The 8,978-nt window shown below is 68.9% G+C and carries 8 protein-coding genes; 7 read left to right on the plus strand and 1 reads right to left on the minus strand.

Going from position 1 to position 8,978, the window contains the following annotated elements; all coding sequences use genetic code 11:
• Nucleotides 1-88 precede the first annotated feature (88 nt).
• Nucleotides 89-826 (plus strand): phosphoglyceromutase, encoded by a 738-nt coding sequence (locus AC08OV_RS06745; protein WP_476612440.1) that lies wholly within the window; start codon nt 89-91, stop codon nt 824-826.
• A gap of 214 nt (nt 827-1,040) precedes the next feature.
• On the opposite strand, the gene phoU is transcribed toward AC08OV_RS06745, so the two are convergent.
• Nucleotides 1,041-1,688, minus strand: a complete 648-nt coding sequence (phoU, locus tag AC08OV_RS06750; protein WP_476612439.1) for a phosphate signaling complex protein PhoU — start codon at nt 1,686-1,688, stop codon at nt 1,041-1,043.
• 338 nt (nt 1,689-2,026) lie between these two features.
• Here phoU and AC08OV_RS06755 point away from each other — a divergent pair, with 338 nt between their 5' ends.
• The 6 genes from AC08OV_RS06755 to AC08OV_RS06780 form a co-directional block, all read left to right on the plus strand.
• Nucleotides 2,027-3,316, plus strand: a complete 1,290-nt coding sequence (locus tag AC08OV_RS06755; RefSeq protein ID WP_476619449.1) for a sensor histidine kinase — start codon at nt 2,027-2,029, stop codon at nt 3,314-3,316.
• Nucleotides 3,317-3,433: 117 nt separating this feature from the next.
• The gene (locus AC08OV_RS06760; protein ID WP_011434934.1) at nt 3,434-4,114 is read left to right on the plus strand and encodes a response regulator transcription factor; all 681 of its coding nucleotides are present in this window, start codon (nt 3,434-3,436) and stop codon (nt 4,112-4,114) included.
• A complete protein-coding gene (locus tag AC08OV_RS06765) occupies nt 4,111-5,211 on the plus strand; it encodes a Ppx/GppA phosphatase family protein (protein WP_476604482.1) in 1,101 nt (366 codons plus the stop codon). Before AC08OV_RS06760 ends, AC08OV_RS06765 begins: the two co-directional genes overlap by 4 nt.
• 270 nt (nt 5,212-5,481) lie before the next feature.
• Nucleotides 5,482-6,420 carry a sugar phosphate isomerase/epimerase family protein gene (locus AC08OV_RS06770; protein ID WP_476613566.1) on the plus strand — a complete coding sequence of 313 codons (939 nt, stop codon included), beginning with the start codon at nt 5,482-5,484 and terminating at the stop codon, nt 6,418-6,420.
• Between the two features lie 70 nt (nt 6,421-6,490).
• Nucleotides 6,491-7,288 carry a class I SAM-dependent methyltransferase gene (locus tag AC08OV_RS06775; protein ID WP_476613563.1) on the plus strand — a complete coding sequence of 266 codons (798 nt, stop codon included), beginning with the start codon at nt 6,491-6,493 and terminating at the stop codon, nt 7,286-7,288.
• A gap of 404 nt (nt 7,289-7,692) precedes the next feature.
• A partial coding sequence (locus tag AC08OV_RS06780; RefSeq protein ID WP_476619450.1) for an acyltransferase family protein occupies nt 7,693-8,978 on the plus strand: 1,286 nt, incomplete at its 3' end.

An 8,978-nucleotide genomic window follows, 5' to 3' on the forward strand; every position in this document is an offset into this window, starting at 1 on the left:
CCGGCACGACCGGCCCCGAGCCGGGGAGCCACAGGCAACAACCGGCAATGCTGGCCGAGCGGGCCGCCGAGCGGGCAGGATCTCGGGTATGCCGACGCTCGTCCTGCTCCGCCACGGTGAGAGCATTTGGAACCGCGAAAACCTGTTCACCGGCTGGGTGGACGTTGATCTTTCCGAGAAGGGTGCCAAGGAGGCCACTCGCGGGGGTGAGCTGCTGCGGGAGTCCGGCGTCCTGCCGGACGTGGTGCACACGTCCCTGCTGACCAGGGCGATCCGCACCGCCTGGCTGGCGCTGGACGCCGCCGGGCGCACCTGGGTTCCGGTTCGCCGCACCTGGCGACTCAACGAGCGGCACTACGGCGGCCTGCAGGGCCTGAACAAGGCGGAGACGCTGGAGAAGTTCGGCGCGGAGCAGTTCCAGCTCTGGCGTCGCTCCTACGACACGCCGCCGCCGGAGATCGGTCCGGAGCAGGTCAGCGGGGTGGACGAGCGCTACGATGACCTCGCCCCCGACGTCATCCCGCGGACCGAGTGCCTTGCCGACGTCGTCGCCCGGATGCTGCCCTACTGGTACGACGCGATCGTGCCGGACCTGCGGACCGGCCGCACCGTTTTGGTGGCGGCGCACGGCAACTCACTGCGTGCCCTGGTGAAGCATCTCGATCATATCAGCGACACCGACATCGCCGGGCTCAACATCCCCACTGGCATCCCGCTGCGCTATGAGCTGGACGACCAGCTGGGTGTGGTGAGCTCGGGGTACCTCGACCCCGACGCCGCGGCGCTCGCCGCGGCCGCCGTCGCCGCGCAGGGCAGCAGGAAGTAGTCGGAAAAGTAATCGAGAAGATAGTCGAGACTAAAAATAGTCGGGACTATAGCCATATAGTCCCGACCGAGTCCTATAGCCCTGACCGGCCCGTGCCACCGTCGCGGGCCATCTCGGGCAGCCGCCATAGCGTCGGCGGGATGCACGCGGGGAACCGTCGGGCCGTGCGTGGGGGCCACGCGCGCGAGGCCGGGGGCGGATCCCCCGGGTGCCCTCACGCGCGGCTGGAATCCCCGGTGACCAGGTAGAGCACCCGGCGGGCGACCGAGACCGCATGGTCGGCGTACCGCTCGTAGTACCGGCCGCAGAGAGTGATGTCGATCGCCGCCTCCATCCCGTGCGGCCAGGGCTTCTCGATCAGTATGTGGAACAGGGCGCGGTGCAGCCCGTCCATCGCATCGTCGTCGGCCTCCAACTGCTTGGCGAGGTCGGTGTCCCGGCTGGCGATCACCGATCCGGCCTTCGCGACGATGCGCTGCGCGACCTGCCCCATCTCCAGAATGGTCGCACGAAGCTCCGGCGGGATCGCCCGGCCCGGATAGCGCCGACGGGCGACCTTCGCCACGTGCAGGGCGAGGTCGCCCATCCGCTCCAGGTCGGCGACGATCCGCAGCGTGGCCACCATCATCCTCAGATCGGTGGCGACCGGGGCCTGGCGGGCCATCACGTCGAAGGCCCGCTCCTCGATCTCGTTGCGCAGCAGGTCGACCGTCTCGTCTCCGCTGATGACGTTTTCGGCGAGTTGGAGATCGGCGTCGAGGAGAGCGGTGGTGGCCCGGGCCATGGCCGAGGCGACCAGGTTGGTCATCTCGATCAGGGACTGGTTGATGCTATCGAGTTCGTCGGTGAAGGCGTCCCGCACGGACGGCTCCTTCTCATTCGGTGGCGGATCGAGGGGTCAGAGATCCTGAGGGATTGACTTGATCATGGTGGTCCTGGGTACTTGCGTCGCTCCGGCTCTGACGATGATGCGGACCTCTCGCTCTCTGGTGAACTTTGGCGATGGGTCTGATGAACAGCTAGCGACGATCGGCGGTGGAGGCTTGCAGAGCAATACCTAGGTGGCATGCGGACACCTAGCATGCGGCGAGTGGGTGACAGGTCGGCGGATGCCATGACAACCGGTACACACCGCATCCGCAGCTCGTGCAGCTCGTGCAGGTCGGCAGGCCGTGCAGGGTGAGTGGACGATGGTGGACGATGACAGCAGTGCCTGGAACAGCCGGTTCGACGACTGACCTGACGACTGACCTGACGACTGGTTCGGCGTCCGGCGGGGACACCGGCGGCATGACGTTGCCGGCGAAGCTCGTGCGTCGGGTGATCGCCGGCCTGCCGACCGGTCTGCTCGTCCTCGACACCGCGGACCGGGTGGTCCTGGTGAACACGGTCGCGCGACGCATGGGTGTGGTCGCCGCCGACGAGATCGCGGTGGCGGAGCTGGCCGATCTCGTCCGGGCCACCCGGCTCGCGGGCAGTGACCAGGAGCGGCAGCTCGAGCTGCCGCCCGTCCCCGAGCCCCCCCTCACCCGTCCCCGACCGGACCAGGAGGGGCTGGCGGTGCGTGCCCGGGCCCGGCTGCTGGACTCGTCCGGTCATGTCGCCGTCATCGTGGATGACATCACCGAGTCGCGTCGGGTCGAGGCCGTCCGTCGGGACTTCGTGGCGAACATCAGCCACGAGCTCAAGACACCGGTCGGTGCGTTGCACGTCCTTGCCGAAGCGGTCGCCGCGGCCTGCGAGGACCCGGTGGCAGTCCGCCGGTTCGCCTCCCGGATGACCCACGAATCGGCCCGGCTCGCCCGTCTGGTTCAGGAGATCATCGATCTCTCCCGGCTGCAGGGCGCCGATCCGCTGCCCAACCTGCGGCCGATGCGGGCGTCCGCGGTGCTCACCGAGGCGGTCGACCGCACCCGGCTGGCAGCGCAGGCCCAGGCGATCTCGGTTGTGGTGATCGGCGACGATGACTTGCCGGTGTGCGGGGACGAGGGCCAGCTCGTGACCGCCGTCGCGAACCTGCTCGACAATGCGATCAGCTACTCGCCGCGTGGCACCCGGGTCGTGCTCGGGGTCCGGCGCAGCGGTGGGACCGTGGAGATCTCCGTCGCCGACGAGGGCATCGGGATCGCGGAGAAGGACCTGGAACGGGTCTTCGAACGCTTCTATCGGGCGGATCCGGCGCGATCCCGCGCGACCGGTGGGACCGGCCTGGGGCTCGCCATCGTCAAGCACATCGCGACCAATCACGGCGGCGTGGTCTCCGTGTGGAGCGCCGAGGGCGCGGGTTCCACCTTCACGCTCCGGCTGCCGCTGTTCACCGGCGACGATGACGATGCGATGACGGACGGCCCGGACGAAACCCGCGAGGATGACGGGGTGGATGGCTTCGACGTCGTCGGGGTCGGTGCCGACGCCCGCGGTCGGGGCGATGGTGAACATCATGGCGATGATGAACATCATGGCGATGATGAACTCGGTGGCGGTTCGTGAACGGTGAACGGTACTGGTCATGACCAGTGAACGCGGCGGGTCCACCCGTCCCATCGACAGTAACAGGAAGCGGTCCGGGTCGGCCGGTCCGTCCAACGTAACAAGGGGAGCGAACAGGTGACCCGGCTGCTCGTGGTCGAGGACGAGGAGTCCTTCTCCGACGCGTTGTCGTTCATGTTGGAACGGGAGGGCTTCGAGGTGGGAGTCGTCGCCGACGGCCCCAGCGCGCTGGCCGAGTTCGATCGGCGGGGGGCTGATCTTGTGCTGCTGGACCTCATGCTGCCGGGCCTGTCGGGCACGGAAGTGTGCCGAACCTTGCGAACCCGTTCCACTGTGCCGATCATCATGCTGACCGCTCGGGACAGCGAGATCGACAAGGTGCTCGGGCTGGAACTCGGAGCGGACGACTACGTCACGAAGCCGTTCTCCGCCCGGGAACTGGTGGCGCGGATCCGCGCGGTGCTGCGGCGGCGGTCGGAGAACGAGGAGGTGGGGGACGCGACGTTGGAGGCAGGCCCGGTCCGGATGGACGTTGAGCGCCATGTCGTCACCGTCGACGGGACCACGGTCACCCTGCCGCTCAAGGAGTTCGAGCTGTTGGAGATGTTCCTGCGCAACGCGGGCCGGGTGCTGACCCGGGGCCAACTGATCGACCGGGTCTGGGGGTCGGACTACGTCGGCGACACCAAGACCCTGGATGTCCACGTCAAACGACTGCGGACAAAGATCGAGCACGAACCCGGCAACCCGCGGCACCTGGTGACCGTTCGGGGACTGGGATACAAGTTCGAGCCGTGACCCCGGCGGTCGCGGCCGGAGGGAACGGTGAAGAGGTGCTCGGTGGCGTGTGTCCGGGTGCGTGGTTTCCGAAGATCGTGGCGCAGCCCGACGCCGCTGTCGCTCCGGGACGGCAGGCGGCCGCGGTGAGTCCGCTCCCGGCGGGTCCACATCCCGGTCCGATGCGTCTTGGTGTGATCGACATCGGCTCGAACACCGTCCACCTGCTTGTCGTGGACGCGCACCGGGGCGGCCAGCCACAGCCGGCCGCCAGCGTGCGCGTGCCGCTGCGGCTGGTGGAACTGCTCGACGCGGACGGGGCGCTGGACGCCGCCGGAGAGCGCGCCCTGACCTCCTGCATTCTGGACATGCGCCAGCAGGCCGACGCGCTCGGGGTCTACGATCTGGCGGCCTTCGCCACGTCGGCGTTGCGGGACGCCACCAACGGAGAGGCGGTCCTGCGCCGGGTGGGCGAGGCCACCGGGGTCGCCATCGGCGTCCTGCCCGGGGAGGAGGAGGCCAGGTTGACCTTCCTCGCCGTCCGCCGGTGGTTCGGCTGGAGCGCCGGCCGGTTGCTGGCGTTGGACATCGGCGGTGGTTCCCTGGAGATCGGCGCCGGCATGCACGAGGATCCCGAGGTGGTCGCATCCCTGCCGCTCGGCGCGAGCCGGCTGACCCGGGACTGGCTGGTCCCGAGCGACCCGCCCAAGCGGTCCGAGCTCAGCGAGCTGCGCCGTTATGTCCGGTCCCAGATCGCGCCGATCGTGGGCACGATCTACCCCCTGGGGGAGCACACGAGGGCGGTGGCGACGTCGAAGACCTTCCGGTCGCTGGCCCGGATCGCCGGTGCGGAGCCCTACAGCCGCGGTCCCTATACCCGCCGGGTGCTGCGCCGGGACGACCTCGCGGAGGTGACGGCCAAGGTGTGCCGGATGTCGGTCGAGGAACGCGCGGCGCTGCCGGGCGTCTCCGCCTCCCGGGCGGCCCAGCTGGTCGCGGGGGCGGTCGTCGCGGACGAGGCTCTCGGTCTGTTTGCCATCCACGAGGTGGAGATCTGCCCCTGGGCCCTGCGTGAAGGGGTGATCCTGCGCCGGCTGGACTGGCTCACCTCATCCTGACGCCGGAGCGATGAATTCCCTTTACCCAGCAGAGGGTGACATGGGAGTTGCAGAAAGTGCTTTCGAGGTGCGTAATTGCCTGATGTGGCCGTTGTCACGGGCGATAGGGGGGTTCCAACCGTCATCCCGCGGATGTCTGTGCGGGCGGGCCCGCGGAGATGGCCTAGCCTGGGAGAGAGGTCGGTCATGACGGCCAACCCCCGGCTCGCGCGGCAGGGAGACGGATTGCAGGCATGGCGTGACGACGCGCGGTCGGTGGCGCCGACCGCGATGGCTCCCGCCCCGATCTCGTCCGGCAGGGCCGCGGGCGGTCCGGGGCCCGGCGGCGGCTGCGGTGGTGGCGGTGGCTCCTCGCCCGTTGTCCCGCGCGGAGCGCCCGAGCTGGTCACGACCGCTCCGGGTGCCCGCGTAGCGCTCTCCACGGCTTCGACCTATCCCGAGTCCACCGCCTCGGCCTTCGAGATGGCGGCGCGGCTGGGGTATGACGGGGTCGAGATTATGGTCTGGACCGATCCGGTCAGCCAGGATCCGCAGGCGCTGAAGCGGCTGATGGACTATCACGGCATCCCGATTCTGGCCATTCACGCGCCGTGCCTGCTGCTCACCCAGCGGGTCTGGGGTACGGATCCATGGGCGAAGCTGGTGCGGGCCCGTACCGCGGCTGAGACGCTCGGCGCGTCGACGGTCGTCGTCCACCCTCCGTTTCGCTGGCAGCGGGACTATGCCCGCGAGTTTGTGACGGGCATCGAGCGGATGGCCGGCGAGACCGACATCCGCTTCGCGGTGGAGAACATGTTCCCGCTGCGGGCGCGGGGGCGGGAGGTCTCCGCCTATGCCCCGGACTGGTCCCCGGTCGAGGATGACTACGCGCATGTCACCCTCGACCTGTCGCACACGAGTGTGTCCCGCTCGGACCCGCTCGAGATGGCCGAGCTTCTCGGCGAGCGGCTGGTCCACGTGCACATGGCCGATGGTCTGGGCTCGGCCAAAGACGAACATCTCGTCCCCGGTCGTGGCACGCAGCCCTGTGCCGAGCTGCTCGAACTGCTGGCCGCTGGCGGTTTCGCCGGCACCGTGGTGGTCGAGATCAACACCAGGCGGGCCGAGTCGCGCGCCCAGCGCGAGGCCGAACTCGCCGAGGCGCTGGCGTTCACCCGTCTGCACTTCGCCGCACCGTCCGCCGCAGGACTCCGTTCCACCTACGGCTGATCCACCGATAGCTGATCCACCGACAGCTGACCCGCGTCCGGGGCTGACACCGTTCCCGTGGATCGCCGCTATGGTCGAGTGCCACCATGGCGGAGTGTCCGTCCCTTCTGGTCGTACCCCCACCGGCTCGCTGTTCGACCCGTTGGCGGATGCCTACGCCGCGGCCAGGCCGAGTTATCCCGACCACATCTTCCGTGACGTCGAGCGGTTCCTCGGGCGGCCGCTGCGCGGCGCGGACGTGCTTGACGTCGGCGCCGGGACCGGCATCGCCACGCGCCTGCTGATCGGCCGGGGCGCGCGGGTGGTACCGGTGGAACCCGGGCCGAACATGCTGGCGCGGTTGCGCGAGCGGAGCCCCGGACTGCCCACGGTGTGCGGGGACGGGGAGGCGTTGCCCTTCCGGAACCAGGTTGCCGACCTGGTCTGCTATGCCCAGGCATGGCACTGGGTACATGTGCCGACCGCCGCGGCCGAGGCCGCCCGCGTGCTGCGGCCCGGCGGAGCCCTCGCCGTGTGGTGGAACGACGTCGACGCCGAGGAGTACCGGTGGTGGCAGCGCCAGCAGGAACGGCTCGAGCGGATGAACCCCGGATATCACCGCGGGTACCGTGCGCGGCCGTTCGCCGACGAGCTGCGGTGGACCGGCCACTTCAGTGAGGTCGTCACTCTGACCGGCCGATGGCGGCGCCGGATTAACATCGATGACTACCTCACGTGGCAGCGGTCGAAGTCCTACGTCGCGGCCATCGGCGATCGCCTCGGCGATTTCCTCGACGCGGAGCGTCGCACGATGCTGCGCGCCTTTCCTGACGGTGTCGTCGTCGAGCCGTTTCGTACGCTCCTGGTGATTGCCCGGGTTCCCGAGTAGCGCGCGGGAGAGACGGCGTGGGCGCCTCTGCCGCGGCTCTCCCAGCCGGCGATCTCCCCCCTTTTCTCTGACGCACCGTGACGCCATGGTTCGGCCGATGTGTCTTCGTAATGAACCGTGCGCACAGCGTCGCTTTTTTTTGGTGTGACGTTGTTTTGTGGCCACTGGTACCCGTCTCGCCCTGAATTTTCCGATCCGTTAGTCTTGCGTCATTCGCACAGTGGTGTCTGACTTCGCTGGCGTAGCGGAGTGATACGGGTACCCGCGTCCGGGCCATTGGTCCGACCGGAGGCGTGGTTCGGGAGCGACTCACGCTCGGGTCACCGCGGCACCGTGCGGTCACCCTGAGTGTCGGGCGTCGGTGCCGGGACTGCCGGCGCCCGCTGGAGGAGGCGACGGTCATCATGCGGCTTGCTCCGCAGCAGACTGAGGCGACAAGGATAAAGCGCGACGGCACCCCGGCCGGCTGGGAGCCGCCGGCCGGACCCTCCGTGCCGGCCGGGCCGGCCGAGCCCTCGGCGGCTGCCGCCGCGGCGAAGTTCGCGTACAACCCGGCGCTGGACGGGTTGCGGATCGTCTGTATCTACACCATCCTCGCCGGCCACATGGGCGCGATCCATGCCAGCAACGTCGCCGTCGACGTCTTCTTCGTGCTGAGTGGATTTCTTATCACCGCGCTCCTGCTGACCGAACACAGCCGGACCGGGACGATCTCGGTGAGTCGATTCTTGGTGCGCCGGGCCTACCGGCTGATGCCCGCGATGTGGGTGTACCTGCTCGTCGGGCTCGTGGTGACAGTGGCATTCAAATGGAACGACATCCCCTTCCGGGACGACTACATCGGGAGTGCGCTCTCCGCCTTCTTCAATGTCAACAACTGGTACAAGGTCCTACATCCTGCCGCCGGTGGGCGATGGTTGGCCCACGTGTGGTCCTTGTCCCTGGAGGAGCAGTTCTATCTCCTGTGGCCGGGGCTGTTCCTGATTGTCAGCCGCTCGGACCGGTTCCGGGCGCACCTGCTGAAGATACTTCTCGCCATGATCGCCTTCGCGGCGGTCTGGACCTGGACCGTGGCCGTCGGCGGCGCCCCGCACTCGCGGGTGTACCTCGCGCTGGACACGCACGTCACCCCGCTGCTGATCGGCTGTCTGCTGGCGGTCTGGCGTGACACCCGCCTGCGCGCCCTCGTCGCAGAGGAGCCGGGCCTGACCGCGCCGCGCCGCCGCCGGCACGCCCAGCAGATCGGCACGATGACCCCTGTCACGGCGGCGACGGTCGAGCGTTGGCGGGCGGGCCGTCGGATCGCCGATTTCGGCCTCGTCGCGGGGATCGGATTGATCTTCTTCGCCTTCCTTGGGCCGGACAAGGACGGTTATGACGCCAACTGGCTCGACCATGCCGCCTACCTGCCCAGCGCCCTGCTCGGTGCCGTGGTCATTCTGGGCGCCGACCTGCGTCGCGACGCCTGCTGGGTTCGCCTGCTGGGTGGTCCGCGGATGACCTTCCTCGGAAAGATCACTTTCAGTATCTACCTCTGGCACTATCCGGTGATCTCGGCTGCGAACGGGCAGCTGGTGCCCCGGATCGGGCTGTGGCCGTCGGTCGTCGTGGCGGCGGCGGTCAGCACGTTCATCGCGTACTTCTCGAACCGGTTCGTGGAGAAGCCCGCGCAGCGTGCCCGACCCCCGTG

Source organism: Frankia sp. CeTa3Moorea, from assembly GCF_978021225.1.

Bases quoted from the DNA above. Each gene is read 5' to 3' on its own strand.
- AC08OV_RS06745 (WP_476612440.1), top strand. From the start codon at position 89: ATGCCGACGCTCGTCCTGCTCCGCCACGGTGAGAGCATTTGGAACCGC.
- AC08OV_RS06755 (WP_476619449.1), top strand. From the start codon at position 2,027: ATGACAGCAGTGCCTGGAACAGCCGGTTCGACGACTGACCTGACGACT.
- AC08OV_RS06770 (WP_476613566.1), top strand. From the start codon at position 5,482: ATGGCTCCCGCCCCGATCTCGTCCGGCAGGGCCGCGGGCGGTCCGGGG.
- AC08OV_RS06775 (WP_476613563.1), top strand. From the start codon at position 6,491: ATGGTCGAGTGCCACCATGGCGGAGTGTCCGTCCCTTCTGGTCGTACC.